Origin of the sequence: Athalassotoga saccharophila, from assembly GCF_009936215.1 — a bacterium.
Classification (GTDB): domain Bacteria; phylum Thermotogota; class Thermotogae; order Mesoaciditogales; family Mesoaciditogaceae; genus Athalassotoga; species Athalassotoga saccharophila.
Genome location: NZ_AP019551.1, coordinates 1,094,177 through 1,115,893 on the forward strand (window position 1 = coordinate 1,094,177; position 21,717 = coordinate 1,115,893).

Sequence of the window (21,717 nt, forward strand, 5' to 3'; positions counted from 1 at the left end):
TCAGGGAATGTAAGGTTTTATCTCTATCTTGTCGTTTGAAATTTTTGCGATAGACGGTCCAAATTCCTTGTCGATTATCATCCTTCTTCCACCAATTATTATTTCAGTGGATGGATGGATTTTCGATAACGCTATTATCATGCTATCGTTGGCGTAAGTCGAAATATTTTCTTCGAGTTCCTTAACCTCTGCTATCATCTGAGAAAGGCTTTTGTATATCTCAAGCCTCGAGGATTTCGCCTGATCGTATTTTTCGGCTTTATCTGCCGGAAGAAAATTATTGTTTTTCTTTTTGGTATCTTCGAGTAATTTTATAAGGCTGGAAAGTTTTTCAAGGTTTTGTTTCTGAACGTATATCTGAGATGAGAGCATCTTTATTCTATCTCTTATTTTCGGATTAACGCCAACTTCTACCCTTGTTGTTACCGCCATTTCGCTTCCTATCTCTTTTGCCATGACGATCAAACCAGCCATAACGTTGGATCCGACTATTTGACCTACATTCCCGGTGACTTCAACCTTTCTTCCAGATCTTACTCTGCTGTTTACTATCGATCCATCAACGTAAAGATCCCCATCACATTCAACTATCGCATTTTCAAGAAACTTTACCTTTATATCTCCCTTTGCCGTAATAAGTCCTTTTCCTCTCCCTTTGACGCCTAAACATTCTATATTTCCACCTGCACTGACATCGGCAGCCTCGATGACTCCTTTTATCTTTATATTTCCACTTGCTTTAACATAAAAGGTGGGGGAGACACCTCCTCTTATCTCAACATCGCCGGGGAAGTCTATATTTCCAGTCGAATAGTCCACATCTCCCTTTATCTCTAACAACTGACTTACCTCAAGAATGCCGTCGTGAATAAGTGGTATTCCGTCTTTTTCGGCTATCGCCTTTGATCCATCTACAATCGAGACGTTTTTGCCTACGATTAACCTTACGTCTTTCCCATCTTTTGCAGGTATATCATTTCCAAAAACGTCGCGCCCATTCCTACCTTTGGTTGGAGGGATCTTTATTGCAAGTACATCTCCGGCTTTGACTATTTTAAAGACCTTTACGTCCTTGTAATCTACGGTACCGTCATCGAGGACCAGGGGCCTTCTTTCTTGAGTTCCTTCTTCGAGTTTGTATTCTATTTTTGCATCTTCTCCATTGACAGGCGGAACTCCACTGGCCACAAGCAGTGGCTCTTTTAAAATTGGATTTTTGACTATCTCTTTTATTTTTGCATCGGCAATCCCGAACTTTATTCCCCCGTTATCGAGAACGAATTTTATCTCGCTTTCAGATACATCTTTGTCATTTAAAACGATAAAGGCGTTTAACTTATCGGCATCAACTTTCAATTCTATCTTTGTATCCATCACCATCTCCGATCAAAACGAATTTCATTCCAACTTTCTGGCATGCACCGTCGAGAATCGGATCATTTCCTATCATGGTACACTCTACAGGATCAACCTTTATCTTTGACGCTATCTCGATGAAATACTTTAGATTTGGCTTTAGATAATGAGAATTTTCCATGAAGGTTATAAGATCGAATTCTTCCTCTCTTAATCCGGCCCATTTCATCCTTTCTTTTATGGCAATCTCCGGAAAAAGAGGATTTGTGGCAAGTACTTTTATGCCATCTAAATTCCTCATTTTCTCTATCAACTCACGATTTGGAAGCGTTAGGGATTTCAAAAGTTTGAATTTCCCATTGTAAAAATCAATAAATCTTTTTTCGAACTCAGAAGGATCCCTTTTAAACCTTGACCCTATCTTGTCCATGAACTTATGGTAATTGTCTCTGAGATCATCCTGAACGGTCATCTCTTTTATTATCTCATTTATGGCTTTGACGAACTCGTGTGGTTCAAATTCTGAAAATTCTGAAGAAACAAGTTTAAAATAATTCTCGTAAAAGATATCTTCGTCTGAAAGTAGAAGCGTACCATCAAGATCGAACAAAAAAGCCTTCATTTCAATGACTCCTCAAGAATCTTTTCTACCTTTCCCATATCTATCTTGCCGTTCCAACCTCCTTGGGCCATTTCTCCCTTTCCACCACCTTTGCCACCGAAATGTTTAGAAAGATTGGAGGCTATTTCATTTGCATTGTTAAGGGTGGATTTCACGATCAATGTTACTTTCTCTCCATTCTCCTGCAAAATGACGACTGCCCCTTTTCCAAAAATCCTTAAGGCATCATCGGCCACATCCCTTAGATCTGAAGAGTTTAAATTTTCCACCCTTATGGCTACGAATTTTTTACCGCTTTTTCTCGCATTTTCACACATTTCTTTAACATTTTGAAGAATCAAACTCTTTCTAAGAGCACCATTTTCGCGGATCAACTCCTGATTTTCATCTATCAAGGCCTTGACTTTATTTTCTATTTCTTCCTTCTGACATGAAAGTTTTGAGGAAAGATTTTCTATCATTTTAAATTGATCGAGGAGGATTTTCAAAACGTTAATTCCAGTCGTTGCCTCTATGCGTCTGACGCCTGCAGAGACACCTCTTTCGCTGGTTATCATAAAGATGCCTATTTCTCCGGTATTTGAAACGTGCGTTCCTCCGCACAATTCTTTGCTAAAGTTATCAACCAAGACGACTCTCACCGTGTCTGAATATTTTTCTCCAAACAAAGCCATCGCGCCAATTCTCTTTGCCTCTTCAAGTGGCATGATCTTAGTTTTGACCTCGTCGGCCTTCAGTATCTCCTCATTTACCATCATTGTTATTTTCTCGATCTCTTCAGATGTCAAAGGAGAATTGTGTGTGAAATCAAATCTCAATTTTTCGGGGCCGACGTAAGATCCAAATTGCCTCACATGATCGCCAAGTACCTTTTGCAAAGCGGCTTGAAGTAAGTGAGTTGCTGTGTGATTCCTCGCTATAGACTTTCTTCTCTTTTCATCAACGATCAATTTGACATTCATTCCGATTCTTAAAGTACCGCTCTCAACTTTTATTTTGTGTATGTGAAGATTTGCCTTTTGATAGGTATCGATTACAATCGCATTCCCTCCAGAAAATTCACATCTTCCTGTGTCACCGATCTGCCCTCCCATTTCGGCATAGAAAGGGCTTTTATCGAAGATAACCTCGGCCTCGTTTCCGTTTGGGACACTGCCAACTTCCTCTCCATTCGAAATCATTGCAACAACCCGCGATTCCGATTCAAGGCTTTCGTATCCAACGAATTCCGTTTTGAAATTCGAAATCGATTCGTAAATGCTATCAACAAATGATTGAACACCGAGACTTTCTCTCGATCTGTGCTTTTGTTCTTCCATGAGTTTGTTAAAGCCTTCAACATCAACTCGAACATTTTTTTCATTCGATATGTCCAACAAGATATCGAGAGGCATCCCGTATGTATCGTAAAGTTTGAAAGCCTCTTGACCGAATATGTTTTTGGACGTTGAGATGATTTTTTCAACCATTGCAAGACCCTGATCGAGAGTCTTTAAAAATCTCTCTTCTTCACTTTTTATAGTTTCAACTATAAAAGCAGATCTTTCAATTATTTCTGGATAACTCTTTCCCATTATTTCTTGAACGGTTGAAACGTACTTGTAAAGGAAAGGTTCATTTGCCCCCATCAATTTTCCATATCTTACGGCTCTCCTTATCAAACGTCTCAGTACATATCCACGCTCTGTATTGGAAGGAGAAACTCCATCGGCTATAAGAAAGGTCGCGGCTCTCGCGTGATCTGCGATTATTCTCATCGAGATATCGTTACTCTCTTGTGATCCGTACTTTATTGAAAAGATATTCTCTGATTTTCGAATCAACGGCATGAAAAGATCTGTCTCGAAATTGCTTTTTACTTTCTGTAAAACAGAAGCGATCCTTTCAAGTCCCATTCCTGTATCGATGTTTTTTCTTTCAAGTTCGCCAAGATTCCCATTTTCATCCTGGTAAAGACCGGTGAATACAAGATTCCATATCTCCAAAAATCTGTTGCAGCCGCACGCTGGCGTGCACTCATCTGATGAGCATCCTTCAATAGGTCCGAGATCGTAAAATATTTCCGAATCAGGTCCGCACGGTCCACTTGGTCCCACCGGACCCCAGAAATTGTCTTCTTTACCCATCCTGACTATTTTTTTAGGATCAAGTCCTATGTCCTTTGTCCATATTTCAAAGGCTTCATCATCATCTTTGTATATGGAAACCCACAGCCTTGATGGATCTATTTCAAGTCTTTGTGTGAGAAATTCCCACGCATACTCTATAGCCTCTTTTTTGAAATAATCTCCAAATGAGAAATTGCCAAGCATTTCGAAAAACGTATGGTGCCGTGGCGTTCTTCCAACATTCTCTATGTCATTCGTCCTTATACATTTCTGAACAGTTGCGACTCGCGGGTATTTGGGATCTTCAAGTCCCCAAAAGATCTTCTTGAAGGGCACCATCCCGGCAACTGTGAATAAAAGTTGAGGATCGTCAGGTATTAAAGAAATACTCGGTAAAATTTCATGACCTTTTGATTTAAAAAATTCCAGAAATTCCTTTCTTATCTGTTCGGAGGAAAGATTTTTCACAATTGTTTCTCCTTTCAACTACTTTAAAGAAGCCATCTCTGTTAGGTTGTTCATAACTATTTTTATTTTATGTTCTCCGGAAAAAGGCACAACAATGTAAAAATCTGGAGATTTACCGTAAATCTGCGTTGGGACTCCATCGATGTAAGCAGATATATCATTTATTCGAGGATATGCGGAAGCAAAAAATGGAACTATCGTCGTTGTTGAAGAAAGGCTTACTGGCGGAATATAGACCACCCCTGTCGATCCCTTTGAAGCGACAAGGAATGATTTCGTTATAATCTCAGATTTTCCAATGCCATCGACAAAGGTACAGGTTGCAGTGTAAAGACCGCTTTTTACATCGGGGACTTTGAAATTAAATGTATAGGTATTGCTTGCATTTGAACCTATATTTTCATCTACGCCGGCAAAATCGAAGTTCACACTTTTAATCCCATTTGGAGAATAAGCGTAAAAAGTCACCGTCGAATCTGATCCGGCCATGAAAAGTTGAGGATAATTTAGAATTTGCACGTAAGGCATGGCATTTGAAGGTTTTACAACGTCTATATTAAAAGTCGGGGTTGCTATCAACCCCTGACCATTCACGGCCGTTATCGTTATCTCTTTTATACCCGTTTCTTGGAAAGAAAGATCGAAAATATTCGAGTTAAAAGGAACATTTTTACCATCTATGTTCATGGAAACAGATTGTATCCCACTTTCCGGATCGTAAACGTCTATTTTAACTGGAAATACAACTCCCTGTGCTATTGTAGAAGGGTAAAGGGCTTTTACAATTGGAGGAGTAGAATCTTTAACAAAAAATGTATCTGTCTTTGTCGCAACCATTCCACCGGGATTAACGGCAAAGACAGTTATCTTGTGCTTTCCATAAACGCCGACCCAATCTGCAACGTAAGTCGAGGTCCCCACGAGATTTGTCGGTAATGGGGAGTTGTCAAGATCGAAGACAACCTGCGGTAACTGGCCTTCGGACAGGATCTTTGCGGAAAACTCTATGTTATATCCAGAAAGCAATGTTGCCGATTTCGACAGATCAAGTATCATAGGCTTCGAAGAGCCTTTTATAAGCATACAAGAAGATAGCACCAAGATCAATACAAGAATCGAAAAAACAAGTAAAAATCTTTTCATTTAAAATGCCAGTCCCAGTCCAAATCTCCACTCTGTTATATTTGAAAAAGATGTTATGTTAGTGGTTATATTGTAAATACCCTGACCTTCTGCAAAGGCAGAAAGAGCGCCCAAAAACATATCAATGCCTACATGGTAATAAAGCGGCGTGATCGAAACTGGACCAAATCCACCATTTGGTGAAAATGTCGTCATTATACCAAGACCGGCATAAGGTCTTATCTCTCCGGTCGGCAACGATACAAGAAGCGTCGGGTAAAGATACCATTTAGATATATTTCCTATCTGAGAAAGATCTGTCAGATTGTTAACCGTTCCCTCCACTGTGAGTTCAAATCCCATGGTACCTATGGATTTAAAGGTCAATCCAACAGCGTACCCGCTGGATGGAAGGCCAACGCTTCCATTTACAGAAGTAATTGCGAATGAGGAAATTGCTAAAATCGGTATTAAAATCAAAAACAGAATTGATATTTTCATATCTTCCTCCTTTATTTTAAGAATGTAAGAAAGATCACTCCCAAAGTGAAAGCCAAAATAACAAGCGGAATTACAAATGACTGATTATTCTGAACTACAAAACTGTAAACTCTCGACATCCCTGAGACGTCCGATACATTCACTTCAAAGGTTTTAGATCCCGCAAACTCGTTGATGATGAATTTTGTCTCTTTATTCGCCGGTAAGGTCGATAAAAGTGTGCTTTCATTCCCGTTCTTAACGTACAAAGAAATATCTTTCAATGGAATGGCACCAGTTGCCTTTACCGTTATCTCGTATTTCCCGCTTAAGAAAATATCTTTTCCTATGAATGATACCACTTTCGGGCCATTATTGTCGATACCTATGTAAGCATTTGAACTTAGAGACTGTCCGGTTACAAGATTTTCTCGAGTTGAGAAGAGATGAAATCCATCCTTTAAATTTTTAGTATCAAAATTAAATCCAAATACCTTTGGAGAATTATCAAAAGGAGAGATCTGCCACTCAAAGATCCTGTTGTCATCGACGAGAATAGAAAGACTTTCCCTTCCGTATCCCGGCTGCGCAATTACGTAAATGTGTTCATCTCCTCTCATGTAACCATTATAGGATGGATAAAAATACACATCTGAATCGGTTTTTTGTAAATTATAAGAGATCACAAGCGCAGTCGCAAAAGACGTGAGATATCCAGACCGGCTTTCAAAAGTGATGTAGGCATACGACATAGTTGATGGAAGCGTAAAGGTAAAGGTCCATTGTTTGTCTACGGTACTTTTCGTCTCACCATTGAAATACGCGCTAAGAGTTATCGGGCTTCCGTCTTCTGAAAAACCGCCCACCTGAAAATGACCGTCAGGACCGGCAATGACTATGCCGGGAGATATCTCAAAGGCCGGCCCGCTCCCAAAGGAGCGGACCACACCCGCCTGTACCAGGCTTACGGCCAAAACAAGAAGAAGCACAAAGAAAAACTTCGACATGATTTAGAACTCCCATATCGAATAATTGTTCATGAGAGGATTACCATCGTTGTCTGTTATTCCATTTACGATCACGGTGTAAGGACTGTAAGAAACGCTAACATTCTTTACAATTAGAGTCTTCGAAGAGATGGTGGCCTGACCAAGATCGAATACCTCTCCATTCAGACTTTCAAGTTTGACATAAGGTGTGCCTTGGATATCTTTGTCAAAAGAAATCTCCAAGTTGCCATTCACAATTCTAACATCAGTTATTTTAGGACCAACTGTATCGACGTAGATCGTGTTTTTAAGTGAGTTGATATTTCCTGCCATGTCAACTGCTTTTAATTCAACATTCACATCTTTTCCTTCTATGCCTGCAAAGATCTTTCTGAGAGAGATCGTATACATTCCATTCTCATCGAAGATTTTGAAGTAAAGTGGATGATCATTCAAAGTTATGCCAAGAATTGCATATCTTAAATCCTTTCCGTTGATGTTAAGAGTAAAGGTCGCGTATGAGGTCATATTCACGGTAGAAGGTCCGTAAAATTCAATTTGAGGAGATTTCGGATCGACGAAGATCGCGATTTTTGACTCAAAGGTGGAAACTTTACCATTTGCAGGGTTAACGGCTTTGACATTTAAAATTCCTATTCCGGCGAATTTTAAATCGTTAGGCACTTTCTCGTTGTTGATATACGTTTCAATATCAGGACTTAATTTTCCATCTGTGACGGCTTTGACCGAAATCGTCGGAGTTGCTTTCTCAAATTTGTAGAACTCCGAACCATTCGATACCTTCTTACCGTTAAGGTAGACGCTTATGACAGGAGGTTCGGTATCGACAAAGTAATTTTTGGTTCCCACACTCGACCTGCCAAGCCAATCTACGGCCTTTGCAATAAGGGTTGCATCACCACTTTTTTCAAAGTTTTCACTTGTAACAGTTGCAATCCACGTCTCACCTTCATGTTTGGCGACACTTCCATTTACGTAAAGATGCTCTACACCGGGTCCCCATGAATCATTGACTTTAACATTCACAACCAAATCCATATTTGGCCCTATAACGTTATGATTCGGTGAGATATCAGTTATTTTTGGATCAGCGTTATCAAAGGCGAATTTGAAGGTAGCAGAAGTATTAGTGCTGAATTTGTTGACAGGATTTGTTGAAAAGACATTTACAGAGTAAGTACCATTTTTGTCTATAGTTATCTTTGTTGAAGATGAGGTCATGTTAAAGGACTTCCCGTTCAAAGTTACAAAACTTTGAGGTGTAACCTTTGAATCGGTAGTCGCTACGATCTCTATGTAGGACCTGCCTATGCTCCAGTACACTCCATCTTTAAGGAGCGTGGCAACTGGCGTTATTTTTACGTATGGACTCTTTGCGTCGACGAAGAAATGTTGTTCTGTTGCAGAGGACAGGTCAAGCAAATCTGTCGCGGTGGCGATTATAGAGAATGACTTACTTTCAGATGTATTTGGAGAGACCAAAGTTGCAACCCATGTCTTTGAATCAATCATGGATGCCTTTGTCCCGTTTACAATAACGTCTTTTATTCCCGGACCGAAATCATCATTGGCGCTAACTTTCACGGCAAAAGGCGTTGAAGGTCCTATAAAGTCTGGGAAATTTATTCCTGTTATCTCTGGATTTTTGAGATCGAATTTGATTCGATAGGTTACGCTTTCACTTTTAGAAAAACCGTTAACCGTATTCGTTGATATGACCGTTATGGTGTATGTACCGGCAGTTGTTAACTCTATCGAGATGAAATTCTTTCCTTTGTAAACTTGAGGATCCTGATTGACAATAACTTTTGTGATCTCAGGACTTCCCGAATCTGTTCTTACATTTATATTCACCCTGAAAGTACTCCTGCTCCAGTATATTCCTTTATAATAGATCGATGCAACAGGAGTTATCGATATATATGGAGGATTGACGTCTACATAGTAACTAAAAGTGGCCGGCGAAGAGGGTTGACCAAAGTAATCGTACGCAATAACGGTAAAATCATGATAACCACTTACTTGAGGACTTGGACTCTTTATATCCGCAATCCACTGCCCATTTATCTCTTTTGCCTTAACACCGTTAACAAAAACATTCTCGATTCCTATTCCTTGACCATCTGTTGCCAAGACCGACACAGTCATCGTGCTGTTAGGTCCGATGTATTTTGGGTAATAAGCGTATTTTATTTCAGGATTTAGAGGATAATATGCAACGGACACATTCGTTGAAAGGTTAGTCGAAAGTTTATTTACAGGGTCTACAACTTTCAACGCAATCGGGTAGGCCCCTCTCGAAGGAAATTCAAATGTTAAAATTCTGGCATTGTAACCATCGTATTGGCTAATTACATTTTTTGAGGGGACATATCCGTTAACGATAACATCGGGCGCTGAATCACGGCACGCCGTCGTGGCAACAAATGTAAGGGATGGGATTGCATATTTTCCCCACAAAACGTTGTTTTTTATCATCGATGCGTCTTTGGTTATTAACAGATAAGAAGGAGCCTTCCCATCAGAAAAAGCCTCAAAAGACGCGTACCCTTTGTTAGTTGCGGCGTCGATGGCAGTAGCCTCTATTTTAAATGGCCCCGTCATATCTGGCGTCAAAATGGTAGCCTTCCATGTCGAATCTTTCGAAAGTTCTGCCCGAACTCCATTCACAGTGACATTGGCTATCCCGCTTATAGTCGATACAGCCGTTACGTTGACTGGAATGTAAGTATTCGCCGGCAGACATTTTTGTAAATTCACAAAATTAACTGTAGGCGTTCCAATATCTATAACGTACGCGGAGATGGATGAGAAGATCTCCCCCGCTATGTTGACGGCTTTGACCGAAAATATGTGCCATCCATTTTTCAAATGCGTTGTGTCAACGTCAAATGTTCTCGAAAGGTAAACTGTTGCCGCAGGACTTACATTTATCACCGATGCTACGGTGGTATCGACCATGAATTCTACTTTTTCAAGGCCCAATCCTCCGTAGACCTTTACAGGTACCTTTACAACCTTTGTATTTCCTATGTAGGAGTTATTTGAGGGTATGGGTTTTCCTATTTGTATAACGGGATTTGCGTTGATCGAAACGGTTATAGTTGATTCTTTGCTGAAGGTTTCACCACTTTGTGATTTGGCGATTATAGATACGGGAAAGTTTTGCACTGCCTGCGTTATTGAAGGCGCGATGAAATCAAATGAGGCAGTCGAACCTGAGGCCTTTAAAGTAAGACCGTTAAAAGTAGCCGTTATGAAGGAAATAGGCTCTCCAGAAGTCGAATATGCGCTTACAAAAACTTTAAAAGGAGCGTTTGCGAGGACCTGCTGGGGATAAACCTGCACCTGCATCTGAATGATCTGGGCCATTCCAGATAAACCTATGATCATAAAAATCGCGAAAATGAATATAAACTTCTTCACAATCTTACCCCCTTCACAGTCACATACAATTTATTATTATACCAGATAATTCGTCAAATTTCATTTTAAACCTTTTTAATCAAGAATTTTCGCACTTTTATAATTGGTGGAAGGATGTCACTCTTTCGTACTTGATTTTTATCTTCAAATGTATTAGAATATAAATCGTTATGCGGGGTCGTGGCGCAGTTGGGAGCGCGCTTGCATGGCATGCAAGAGGTCGTGGGTTCAAATCCCATCGGCTCCACAGAAAAAAAGGGCGAAATCGCCCTTTTTATATTTGATAAAGTGTAACAAGCGGCTGATCTATTTCAACTTGCTGGCCCTCTTTGACGAGAATCGATTTTATTTTGCAGTTGAAAGGAGCAAGAATTTCATTCTCCATCTTCATGGCCTCAAGTGTCAGTATCGTCTGTCCGTCCTTTACACTTTCTCCAACGTTAACCTTTATTTTCACGATCGTACCGGACATTGGAGCGCGCAATGTTTCTTCATTCGAAGAAATCGTCTCTTCAGGACTGTTCTGAATCTTCTGGGTCTGCGCGGAATCGACGTGGATTTCTTTTGGTTTTATCTCCTCCACTTTTGGTTTTGAAATATAAGGAATTTCATGCTGATTTTGAACCTCTTCAACTTCAACTTCGTAACTCTTTCCGTTAACTTTCACGATATATTTTTTCATCGCTTACCCCTTCCTAACTCTCCAAAAAACGTAAGGCGTATGGTTAACCCATCTTGAACAGGGAATTTCTCTAACACTTACGATTCTCAGATTTCTCTTTTCGTAAGACATTATCGCGGAAATTATGATCGCAACGATCTCTTCATCCATGGTATTCTCCTACAATGGTATATTTCCATGCTTTTTGGCAGGTTTTCCTTCAACCTTTGAAGAGAGGATCTCAAGTGCGCGTATTATTTTTTCTCTCGTTTCAGATGGAAGAATAACGGTATCAACATACCCTCTCGATGCCGCAACGTACGGGTTAGAAAATGTTTCTGCGTATTCCTTTATCTTTTCAGATCTTGTTTTTTCCGGATCGGAAGAATTCTTTATTTCATTTCTGAAGATAATATTAGCGGCACCGTCTGCCCCCATAACCGCTATCTCGGCACTCGGCCAAGCCATCACGAGATCTGCTCCGAGATGCTTACTTCCCATCGCTATATAGGCACCACCGTAATCCCGTCGAGTTATCACCGTTATTTTCGGAACTGAGGCCTCGCTGTAGGCAAAGAGTAACTTTGCTCCATGTCTTATTATTCCGCCATATTCCTGTGATATTCCGGGCAAAAATCCCGGAGTATCTGCAAAGGTGAGGACAGGTATGTTAAAGGCATCCAAAAATCTTATAAATCTCGCCGCTTTATCCGATGAGTCTATATCGAGGACACCGGCGAGTACTTTTGGTTGATTCGCGACTATTCCAACCACCCTTCCATTTATCCTTGCAAAACCCGTGATCATGGATCTTGCGAACTTCTGGTGGACCTCAAAGAAGGTTCCGGGATCCACGATTCTATTTATTATCTCGATCATGTCGTATGGCTTATTCGAACTCTCCGGAATGATCGAATTTAGCGCTTCGTCCATCGGCAGATACACGGGAGAGGTAACGGAGGGCATCTCCATGTTGTTTGAAGGCAGGTATGAAAGTATTTTTTTAACTATCTCCATCGCGTCCTTATCGTCTTTTGCTATGAAATGGGCTACACCGCTTTTTGAGTTATGGACCTCTGCCCCGCCTAAATTTTCCTGCGTTACATCCTCGCCGGTGACGGCCTTTATAACTTCTGGTCCCGTTATGAACATTTTTGAGGTTTTGTCCACCATGATGACGAAATCTGTGATCGCTGGAGAATAAACCGCTCCTCCCGCACACGGACCCGCAATGACCGTAATTTGTGGAATGACACCGGAGGCGAGTGTATTCCTGTAGAATATCTCTCCGTAGCCGTAAAGGGCGTCGACTCCTTCTTGAATTCTTGCACCACCTGAATCATTTATTCCGATAAGAGGTATTCCCATCTTCATTGCAAGATCTTGAATTTTGACGATCTTCTTTGCGTGCATCTCTCCGACAGATCCACCCTGGACGGTAAAGTCCTGAGAAAAGATCGCAACTTCACGTCCATTAACCTTGCCAATCCCCGTGACAACGCCGTCTGCCGGAAAATACTTTTGATCGAGTCCGAAGTACGTGGATCTGTGTCTTATGTGATCGTCAACCTCGAAAAAGGTTCCATCGTCTACCAAAAGATCTATTCTTTCTCTCGCGGTTAACTTTCCCTCTTCATGCTGTTTTTTTATTCTTTCCGATCCTCCACCGGCCCTTATTATTTCACGCCTTTGAAGTAAGTCTTTGTTTTTGTCCAATTCAATCCTTCCTCCTTTCGACAAGTTCTATCATAACACCATTTGCATCCTTTGGGTGCACAAAGGTTACTATCGTGTTGTCTGCGCCGGCCGAGGGCTCGGACGTTATTCTATAACCCTGCGCTTTTAAATTTTTAGCAGTCTCGTAAATATCATCAACTTCGAAGGCTATATGGTTCAATCCTTCTCCACGCTTTTCTATGAATTTGGATATAGTGCCTGCGGGATCTTGATCCTCAAGCAATTCTATCCTTGTATCTCCAACCCTTATCATCATAACCTTTAGTTTTCTGTCCTCAAGGATCTCTTCCTTTCCTTCGAGGGAAAGCGGCCCTGTGTACAACTTAGAGGCCTGAGAGATTGATTTTACGGCTACACCGATATGATCGATCTTCTTCACCTTCACAAGTTTTCCTCCTCCTTTAAAGATCGTTCTGAACTTTTGTAATGCTTAAGGTAAAGATCCTGGACAAACCTCTTTAAATCGTTTATCTTTTCTATACCCATCGAACCCTTCCACCAGTAATGTATAAGCGCGCCTTTTAATATAAATGGATCGATGTCCGAAGGTATTTGATCCCTTTCGATCGCGTCCTTCCAGTCCAAAGATCCGGGTATGAGGGTGTACTCGTTCAAAAAAGGTTTTGCACCGAGTTTCTCTATCCTCTCAATGTCTTCGAGAGCCGACTCGAAGGTCTGGCCGGGCAAACCTATTATAAGATAAACTCCTAAATTATCGTAAGTGAAACCAGCGTATTTTAGAATTTCAATGGCTCTTTCAAAGATTTGATTTGTAACCTTTCCTCCAGTCTTTTTTTGAAGGTACGGATCGCCGGTTTCGTAGCCTATCCTTACAGTTTTGAATTGCTTTATCATCATCAAAGAGGCTATCTCTTCATCAACGTACGCCGCATGTATCCCATTTGGAAGGTGGTACCTAATACCTTCCGGAAGATTTTTCAAGATGGTCTTAAATCTTTCTTTGTTAAAAAGAATGGCATCATCGTAAAATGCTATGTCCCTGACATTCATCTTTTTTAAAGAGAGAATTTCCTCTATGACAGACTCCACACTTCTCGATTTAAATCCTTTTTGCCACGCTATACAATAAGTACATCTGAACGGGCATCCATAAGTTGTATGAACGACTGCCGAATCGAGTTCTTTATAAAAAGAGTAGTCTGGCGTTATCTTTTCAAACCAATCTTCGCCAACTACTCTTTCTATTTTTTTGCCGGTAAGTTTTTCTATGACTTCGTAAACTTTTGGAATTCCGTCTCCAGCAACGATGACGTCTGCGCCTGAATTTTTGGCATGATCGAAAAGCAATGTTGGATAATTTCCTCCAAGAACGACTGGAGCACCGAATTTATCTTTTAGGATCTTTATCGTCTCAAAAACTCCACCGTACCAATAAGTCATCATAGAAGTAACCAAAATCACATCGGGATCGAAGTCGAGATCGTCTATGACTTTTAAAGGTGCACCGTATCTCTTGATACGCCTCGGTATACCATATTTCTTCAAATTTCCTATTACCTCGTGGTAAAATTTGCCCGTTCCATACATTCCTTCGTGGGCATTGTTGCCGGGCAATTTTCTGTCCAAAAGATCGAGTAACCTCACCTCGATGCCGGCCATTTTAAGGGCTTTTGCTATGTACAAAAGTCCAACAGGCTTAAGCCAGAAATCGTAGGCCGATACATCGTGAATATATGGATTAACAAGAAGAACTTTCATTTTTATGGCAATAGAAAACGGATATTCCGCGCAAAGTCAAGTCGGGATCATACTCTTCTATCTTTGTCGAACTCTTTGATATTTCGGCTCCGTAGCCGCCTGTAGAGATGACTTTGAACTTTGTCGAAAATTCATCTTCAAAGAGAGAGACAAAACCATCTATCGCAAACATTGTGCCCATCATTATACCGGCCTGAATATTGGTAATCGTGTCTTTACCAACTGGAGAATCTGGAAACTTAGCCTCAACTGTTGGAAGTTTTGCCGTATTTGTAAAAAGAGATTGAATGGCAGTTCTCGGACCGGGTAGAATCACACCGCCTTCATACCTGTCAGTTAGGATATCTATCGTTATTGCAGTTCCAAAATCTACAACTATGACATTTTTGTTGTAAATCTCTTTGGCGGCAATGACATTTGCTATCCTGTCGGCACCAAGTTCATTTGGAGTCCAGACATTCCATTCTATCCAGTTAGCATCTTTTATCTTAACAAAGGTTGGACTTTTGTCCATGTATTTTTTACCGTAGTATTTGAATACTTCATTCAGACTCGGGACGACGGAGGCCACGCATATGTCCTCTATGATAGAAAATCTGTAGCCTGAAAAATCGAGAAAGTTCTTTATGTGAACTAAAAACTCATCTTCAGTCGATATATTCTTCGTGCTTATTCTCCATGTGTAAAATGATTTGTTTTCATTCATAAGTCCCATGACTACATTCGTATTTCCAGCATCAATGGCTAAGAGCATTTTCTACCATCCTCTTGAAAAATTCATGGATTCTCGTGTCTTCTGAAAGTTCGGGGTGAAAGGTTGATGCGATTACATTTTTATCCTTGACAAAAACGGGTTTTCCCCCATATGTACCGATGACTTCGACATGTCCAACACTCGTTATTATCGGTGCCCTTATGAATACGGCGTCGAAGAGGTCACCGTCGAGTATAGACAATGGAATCATGGCATGGAAAGAGTCTATTTGCCTTCCATATCCATTTCTGCTTACAGCGACATCTAAAACTTTCAAAGAGTCCTGAACCGGGTTTGACACTTCATTTGCAAGCAGAATAAGACCAGCACACGTTCCGTAGACTGGGAAACCATTTCTTATTTTTTCTTTCAGAAGATCAAAAAGTCCGGTCAATTTGAGTAGTCTTAACATGGTGGTACTCTCTCCGCCAGGCATTATGAGTCCATCGACCTCTTCAAGAGTTTTCACCGATTTAACACGAACTCCTTCTACACCTATTTTTGACAGCATGGCAAGGTGTTCTTCTATATCACCCTGCATTCCGAGAACGCCTATTTTCATTTGTGAGTTTTCACCAGCCTCTTTCCTGCAATTTTTCGGACAAAGTCGCTATTTCCTGACCTTCCATTGCCATACCTATATCTTCACTTATTCTTACAAGTTCATCTGGATCATCATAATGTAAAACTGCCTGAACTATCGCGCTGGCCATCTTGGATGGATTTGAAGATTTGAAAATTCCAGAACCTACGAAAACTCCGTCTGCACCAAGTATCATCATCAAAGCGGCATCTGCAGGTGTCGCAACTCCACCTGCGGCAAAATTGACAACTGGTAATCTTCCGCGATCCTTTACCATTCTAACTATTTCAACTGGAGCACCGATCTCTTTTGCATAATTCACGAGTTCCTCGTCGGCCATGCCTTTGACCATTCTTATAGCATCCATAACGGCACGCATGTGCTTGACCGCTTCAACGATATTTCCAGTTCCCGCCTCGCCTTTCGTCCTTATCATTGCGGCTCCTTCTGCTATCCTTCTTAGGGCCTCTCCCAGATCTCTCGCACCGCAAACAAATGGAACTTTGAATTCATGTTTGTTTATATGGAACTTATCATCGGCAGGAGTTAAAACTTCACTTTCGTCTATGAAATCTACCCCGAGCGCTTCGAGGATCTTAGCCTCTGCTATGTGGCCTATCCTGACCTTGGCCATAACGGGAATAGAAACGCTCTCCATTATTCTTCTGATAAGTCCCACATCTGCCATTCTTGCAACCCCGCCGGCCTTTCTTATATCTGCCGGGACCCTTTCAAGAGCCATCACGGCCACCGCTCCTGCATCTTCGGCAATCTTTGCCTGTTCTGGAGTTGTAACATCCATAATGACTCCATTTTTAAACATATCGGCAAAACCTTCTTTTATTACCCATGTTCCTTTCTCGACCATATCAAAACACCTCCTCATAAAATAACCTTTTCAAGTCTTGAAAGATCTCCTTTTTTTCTTCCCACCTTTGCACAAGGCTTTCCATCAACCTCTACTATATCGGCAGTTATGTCTATTTTTTCTCTCAAAAGTGAAGATCCTACACCGTAAGAATCGACAGGAACTCCTAATTTTTCGAATAAAGCGATCTTTTCGGCGTTGAACCCTCCCGAGACGACTATCTTGAGATTGTTCATTCCCATCTTATCGAACTCTTGCCTTGCCTTCCATACAAGTTCGGGACAGACACCCAAAGAGTTCTCGTTGATAGGTGTAACTGATTTATCTCTGAGAGTTCCAGATGTATCAAATCTGACTCCCCATATTTTACCTTTCCCACTTCCTATGACTGTATTCAAATCGGAAGAAGGAGAATATTTTTTGCCTGTGACGTGCTCGTAAAAATCGATCATCATTTTTTTAGTCGTCCCTATAACATCGTTGTCCCAATCTACGAGAATTATCCTGTTAACATCTGGCGGAACGTGCTCGTCAAATTTTATTGCGGCCATAGATGTAGAACCGTGGTAGGCGGCTATCAATGCATGAGGTACGGTACCTATACCCTTGGCGCCCCAGTAATCGGCATTGGCATCCGTTGAGACGACGTTGGCGCCGGCCTTAAATGCGGCGTAACCATCTGTGGCCTGAACCCAGTAATGATCAAACCTTGCAGAAAAGAAAAGGATCTGTTTTCCATTTGCGGCCTTGACCACGCGTCTGACGGCCGTGGCAGAGGAAGTGCCGCGTGCTATCACTCCAAGCAATACGGTCTCGAGATATCCAAAATAAATCGGATCTCCTTCCACTGTCATTATTGGCTCCATTTCCCTTGCTTCTTCTCCATCGTAGAGTGCCTTTATCTCTATTTCGTTGAACTTATCAACCCACAGTGCGTTCATAGCCTCGCGAAGATCCCATCTTTTTCTGTTTATCTTTTCTAAGTCTTTTCTGTTCATGTCAAGGACGGCATTTTGAAGTTCCCTCTCTGCCACAAGCAATTCTTCAAAGAGTCTTTGTGCTTTTTCTTCGTCTTTAAAGTATCCAGTACACAACTTCAAGATCGCAAGTGCCTCGTCTATTCCAACGATTACGGCATCTTTTCGTGGAAAGAATTGGTAAAGCACGCGTGGATGGTGGTTATCTTTTTTCAAAACTTCTACATATCTCGTGAAATACTTGTCTGAATAGTATCCCGCACGGATTCTATCTATAGGAACCTTAAAAACCCTTGGATCAAGTCTTTCACCGCGCATCAGCCTACCTCCATTTCTCTACTCGAGCGCCAAGGACATTTTTCATCTGGTCAATGGCGAATAGATGTAATTTCTCGTCGTAAGTGCCGGTGGCATCTTCGTAAACTAAAACATCGTAATCCCTGTTCTTTAATTCCTCAACCGTGTACATAACACATATATTCGTATCGACGCCACAAATTTCTATTTTGAAAGGAGAGAGTTTTTTTAAAATCTCGTCAAGATTCGTTCCAAAAAAGGCCGAAAAACGTCTTTTTAGAATGAAGATTGAATTCTCATAATCTTTTATGGTCTCTTTCAAATCATCGAAGAGTTCAGAACCGTAGGTGTTTTTAACGCAATGGGGTGGAAAACGTTTGAATTCAAGATCATCTTTATCGTGCCAATCTTTTGTGAAGATAATGGTGTAATCCTTTGAGATTCTATCCCTTACAATATCAAGCACAGCAGGCTTTACAAACTCGGCCTTTTCAAAATAAAGCGCACCTTTTTTTGTGACAAAGTCATTTTGCATGTCTATAACCATAAGCAAATCATTCATTAACTCTCACCATGTTATATTTTAACACAATTATGAACAAAGGCATCCGTCGTGTGTGCATATACTTCACACGGCTATTTATAATTTGAATTTTGTTTGGTATAATAAAACGAATGTCAATTTTTTTCACAAGGAGGGTTAACCATGAATGATATGTACGCTCCAAATGAGATTTTTGAAATGGCTGTCAAAATAGAAAAAGATGGTGAAAAGTTTTACTCTTACCTTGCCAAAAGTTTCGAAAACCCGGCAAAAAAAGAACTGTTCTCGTATTTAGCAGCCCAGGAGGCACAGCACGCGAAGGATTTTGAAAGAATATCCAAAGAAATAATAGATGAAATAGATCCCGAGTTGTGGGCCGAAGCAAAACCTTACCTTGAAAGTATCGTAAATGGAAGGATCTTCCCCTCGTTGGACGAGATGGTATCAAAATCAAAATACATGGACATGAACGAGATCGTTGATTTCGCGCTTTCCATAGAAAAAGAAACCATCGTCTTTTACGATCAAATACTCGATACATCAAAAAAGCCAAAGGTACGTGAGATTCTTGAAAAAATAATTCACGAGGAGTTAGGTCACGTTCAGAGGTTATTGAAGATAAAGGGTGAGATATGACGGAACTTGTAAAAGTTTCAAATTTAAAGAAGAATTTTGGAACCTTTACAGCCGTTAAATCCATAAATTTTAGCGTAAAGTCGGGAGAAATCTATGGTTTCTTAGGTCCAAATGGTGCCGGTAAGACTACGACTATAAGGATGCTTACCGGCATTCTTACGCCCACAGGCGGGAAGATAGAAATATGCGGCCTCGATCTTCTAACGCATCCTTTGGAGGTTAAATCACAAATAGGTGTTGTCCCGGATGAGCCAAAACTCTATGAAAATCTTACCGGACAGGAATTCCTTGAATTTGTGGGATCTATCTTTTCGATGGACAAAAATGAGATGAAAAAAAGAATAGAAGAACTCTGTGATGCGTTCGAAATAAATTTCTTAGAAAAGTTCATAGGCGATTATTCTCACGGCATGAAACAAAAATTGATGCTCACTTCTGTACTCATGAGAAGGCCAAAAGTGATTTTTTTGGACGAGGCAACGGTGGGTCTCGATGCGAAAAGCGCAAAGATTTTGAAGATGCTTTTGAGAAAGTATGCAGATGAAGGATCGAGCATTTTCATGACCACACATGTGCTCGAGATCGCAGAAAAGATGTGCGATAGAATAGGCATAATAAATGCCGGAGAGATAATAGCCGAAGGTACTCTTTCAGATCTCAGAAATGAATCTGGAAAGCAATCTCTCGAAGACATCTTCTTACAGTTGACAGGTTCAACGGACGAAGAGGTAAGGGAAATAATACAAAATCTATGAATAAACTAATGCTTTTGATAAGATACAAACTAAAGATGTGGTCCAATATACCCTTGAGAAGGGGAAAAAGAAGAATTCCGCTTTCTCTCTACATTTTGATTCTTTCTGGTGTCTTCATTGGCATAAGTGTGCCTCTTTATCTATTTACTCTGGATTTATTTAGAAATTATTCTACCATAATTTTCAACGGGATAAGTCTTGCGGATCTTTTTGTCGAAATATCGATGATAGGCATCTTTGTACTTGTCATTGTTACCGATACCCCTGCCATAGCCCTCAACGTTTTCATGAGCGAAGATGTGGACTTTTTACTGTCTCTTCCGATCAAACAATCAACTATATTCATTTCGAAAAACCTTGAGACGATAATTCAAGGTGGTTTCCCCGCACTTTTTGTAATACCTCTATTGATTTCTTACGCAAATGCAACGATGATGCCGTGGTACAGGATAATCGTGATGTTTTTAATGTACATAATTTATTTCATGATAATTAATTCCCTCTCGTCAATGATAGCACTTGGCGTCTCTAAGGTTGCGTCAAGATCCGGTACCCAGCGTTTCATGGTCTTTACATCTTTGATCGTCTATGTGCTGTCCATTCTTTTGATGAGTACAATTGGATCTCTTCCAAATGAAAAGAACTTAACGGAAGCCTTTGCAAGTTACATAAACACAATAAATCTTCCATTTCTTCCTTCGACGTGGTTTATCAATGCCGTAAATCTCCGGATTGACGGGATCTTACCATTGATAATCACATCTGCCATTTTAGTCTTTGTAACTTACAGGATCTCTTCTTCTGGCATATTATCTGGATACTCTCAAATGAAGAGCGCAACCAAGCATGTCAAAAGGAGAAATTACAATTTAAAGAGTCCAACTCAGGCCTTTATATCGAAGGATTTAAAATTGATGAGAAGGGAACCTTCTATCCTCTTTTTGCTCATCTATCCGGCAATCTTTCCATTCTTTTTACTCATTGGAGGGCTTATGAGAAAGGGCGAGGGTTCGATCGCCAATGCCCTGACGGGTGGTATCCTGATATCCATCTTTATCTCTTCCATGTATACCATTATCGCCACGGCAAGTTTGATCTCGATAGAGATAAAGGTTGGTGAATTCATAAAAACATTGCCAGTGGGAAATAGAACTCCTTTGTGGAGTAAAGCCTTTGTCATTACCGGTGCCTTTGCCATCGTCATGATGATAACTTTCTTTATCCTCTCGGCATTTTTTGGTGGTTTGATCTTATCCGTTATCACGGTTCTTCTATCCATTCCTGTGCTTTTAATACTTTCATTTTTTGGAGTTTACGCGACAGTCAAATGGCCAAATTCAATCGGTGGTGCGAGACGTCCGCTCAACACTACGGGGAATTTTGTAAGTATGGGAATAGGCTTTCTTGGAGCGATGATTGCCACATCTGAAGGCCTTTATTTCTCGGGAAACAGAATATTGTTTTCTCCAGTCTATGAATTTTTGATCTTTCTTGTAGCGCCTATCGTTGGCGAAATCATCATGGCCTTTGTGATCTTCAAATTGTTATCGAAGATCGACTGGGCCAATCCTTACGAGATCGAAAATAAATGAGG

20 protein-coding genes and 1 tRNA gene are annotated in these 21,717 nt (G+C 40.7%); 4 read left to right on the plus strand and 17 right to left on the minus strand.

All coding sequences use genetic code 11. The features are described from left to right. Genes ATHSA_RS05440 through ATHSA_RS05470 form a run of 7 tightly spaced genes read right to left on the minus strand, consistent with a single transcriptional unit; the run spans position 1 to position 10,592 of the window. Positions 1-1,374: a DUF342 domain-containing protein gene (locus ATHSA_RS05440; protein ID WP_161848123.1), complete on the minus strand. Its 1,374-nt coding sequence runs from the start codon at positions 1,372-1,374 to the stop codon at positions 1-3. Then, positions 1,346-1,978, minus strand: a complete 633-nt coding sequence (locus ATHSA_RS05445; protein WP_161848124.1) for an HAD family hydrolase — start codon at positions 1,976-1,978, stop codon at positions 1,346-1,348. The genes ATHSA_RS05440 and ATHSA_RS05445 overlap by 29 nt, the downstream gene beginning before the upstream one ends. Continuing rightward, positions 1,975-4,554: an alanine--tRNA ligase gene (gene alaS, locus ATHSA_RS05450; protein WP_161848125.1), complete on the minus strand. Its 2,580-nt coding sequence runs from the start codon at positions 4,552-4,554 to the stop codon at positions 1,975-1,977. Before alaS ends, ATHSA_RS05445 begins: the two co-directional genes overlap by 4 nt. Before the next feature lie 18 nt (positions 4,555-4,572). After that, positions 4,573-5,697, minus strand: coding sequence for a hypothetical protein (locus tag ATHSA_RS05455; protein WP_161848126.1), 1,125 nt, complete (start codon positions 5,695-5,697; stop codon positions 4,573-4,575). Further along, positions 5,698-6,177, minus strand: a complete 480-nt coding sequence (locus tag ATHSA_RS05460) for a hypothetical protein (protein WP_161848127.1) — start codon at positions 6,175-6,177, stop codon at positions 5,698-5,700. Between the two features lie 11 nt (positions 6,178-6,188). Next, on the minus strand, positions 6,189-7,163 hold the full coding sequence (locus tag ATHSA_RS05465; protein WP_161848128.1) for a hypothetical protein: 975 nt from the start codon (positions 7,161-7,163) through the stop codon (positions 6,189-6,191). Between the two features lie 3 nt (positions 7,164-7,166). After that, positions 7,167-10,592 carry a hypothetical protein gene (locus tag ATHSA_RS05470; protein WP_161848129.1) on the minus strand — a complete coding sequence of 1,142 codons (3,426 nt, stop codon included), beginning with the start codon at positions 10,590-10,592 and terminating at the stop codon, positions 7,167-7,169. 174 nt (positions 10,593-10,766) lie between these two features. Between ATHSA_RS05470 and ATHSA_RS05475 the strand changes: the two genes are divergently transcribed. Beyond that, positions 10,767-10,839 (plus strand) — tRNA-Ala (locus tag ATHSA_RS05475). Between the two features lie 27 nt (positions 10,840-10,866). Here ATHSA_RS05475 and ATHSA_RS05480 read toward each other — a convergent pair. Genes ATHSA_RS05480 through ATHSA_RS05525 form a run of 10 tightly spaced genes read right to left on the minus strand, consistent with a single transcriptional unit; the run spans position 10,867 to position 18,750 of the window. Then, positions 10,867-11,274: a biotin/lipoyl-containing protein gene (locus tag ATHSA_RS05480; RefSeq protein ID WP_161848130.1), complete on the minus strand. Its 408-nt coding sequence runs from the start codon at positions 11,272-11,274 to the stop codon at positions 10,867-10,869. A 3-nt stretch (positions 11,275-11,277) separates the two neighbouring features. Then, complete coding sequence (locus ATHSA_RS05485) at positions 11,278-11,424, minus strand: hypothetical protein (protein ID WP_161848131.1); 147 nt, start codon at positions 11,422-11,424, stop codon at positions 11,278-11,280. 9 nt (positions 11,425-11,433) lie between these two features. Then, entirely contained in the window at positions 11,434-12,969 is a 1,536-nt protein-coding gene (locus tag ATHSA_RS05490) for an acyl-CoA carboxylase subunit beta (protein ID WP_197739111.1), read from the minus strand. A gap of 1 nt (position 12,970) precedes the next feature. Beyond that, positions 12,971-13,375 carry a methylmalonyl-CoA epimerase gene (mce, locus tag ATHSA_RS05495; protein ID WP_161848132.1) on the minus strand — a complete coding sequence of 135 codons (405 nt, stop codon included), beginning with the start codon at positions 13,373-13,375 and terminating at the stop codon, positions 12,971-12,973. Continuing rightward, positions 13,372-14,709, minus strand: coding sequence for a B12-binding domain-containing radical SAM protein (locus ATHSA_RS05500; protein WP_161848133.1), 1,338 nt, complete (start codon positions 14,707-14,709; stop codon positions 13,372-13,374). The genes mce and ATHSA_RS05500 overlap by 4 nt, the downstream gene beginning before the upstream one ends. Next, complete coding sequence (locus ATHSA_RS05505) at positions 14,690-15,463, minus strand: type III pantothenate kinase (protein ID WP_161848134.1); 774 nt, start codon at positions 15,461-15,463, stop codon at positions 14,690-14,692. Before ATHSA_RS05505 ends, ATHSA_RS05500 begins: the two co-directional genes overlap by 20 nt. Next, positions 15,447-16,025, minus strand: a complete 579-nt coding sequence (pdxT, locus tag ATHSA_RS05510; protein ID WP_161848135.1) for a pyridoxal 5'-phosphate synthase glutaminase subunit PdxT — start codon at positions 16,023-16,025, stop codon at positions 15,447-15,449. Before pdxT ends, ATHSA_RS05505 begins: the two co-directional genes overlap by 17 nt. Before the next feature lie 10 nt (positions 16,026-16,035). Next, positions 16,036-16,914, minus strand: coding sequence for a pyridoxal 5'-phosphate synthase lyase subunit PdxS (gene pdxS, locus ATHSA_RS05515; protein WP_161848136.1), 879 nt, complete (start codon positions 16,912-16,914; stop codon positions 16,036-16,038). A 14-nt stretch (positions 16,915-16,928) separates the two neighbouring features. Next, a complete protein-coding gene (locus tag ATHSA_RS05520) occupies positions 16,929-18,209 on the minus strand; it encodes a nicotinate phosphoribosyltransferase (RefSeq protein ID WP_161848137.1) in 1,281 nt (426 codons plus the stop codon). A gap of 4 nt (positions 18,210-18,213) precedes the next feature. Next, positions 18,214-18,750 carry a cysteine hydrolase family protein gene (locus ATHSA_RS05525; protein WP_161848138.1) on the minus strand — a complete coding sequence of 179 codons (537 nt, stop codon included), beginning with the start codon at positions 18,748-18,750 and terminating at the stop codon, positions 18,214-18,216. A gap of 144 nt (positions 18,751-18,894) precedes the next feature. Here ATHSA_RS05525 and ATHSA_RS05530 point away from each other — a divergent pair, with 144 nt between their 5' ends. From ATHSA_RS05530 to ATHSA_RS05540, 3 genes are read left to right on the plus strand one after another with little or no spacing between them, the layout of a single operon-like run. After that, positions 18,895-19,368, plus strand: coding sequence for a ferritin-like domain-containing protein (locus tag ATHSA_RS05530; protein ID WP_161848139.1), 474 nt, complete (start codon positions 18,895-18,897; stop codon positions 19,366-19,368). Next, positions 19,365-20,123, plus strand: coding sequence for an ABC transporter ATP-binding protein (locus tag ATHSA_RS05535; RefSeq protein WP_161848140.1), 759 nt, complete (start codon positions 19,365-19,367; stop codon positions 20,121-20,123). The genes ATHSA_RS05530 and ATHSA_RS05535 overlap by 4 nt, the downstream gene beginning before the upstream one ends. Continuing rightward, positions 20,120-21,715, plus strand: a complete 1,596-nt coding sequence (locus tag ATHSA_RS05540; protein ID WP_161848141.1) for a putative ABC transporter permease subunit — start codon at positions 20,120-20,122, stop codon at positions 21,713-21,715. The genes ATHSA_RS05535 and ATHSA_RS05540 overlap by 4 nt, the downstream gene beginning before the upstream one ends. Positions 21,716-21,717 lie beyond the last annotated feature (2 nt).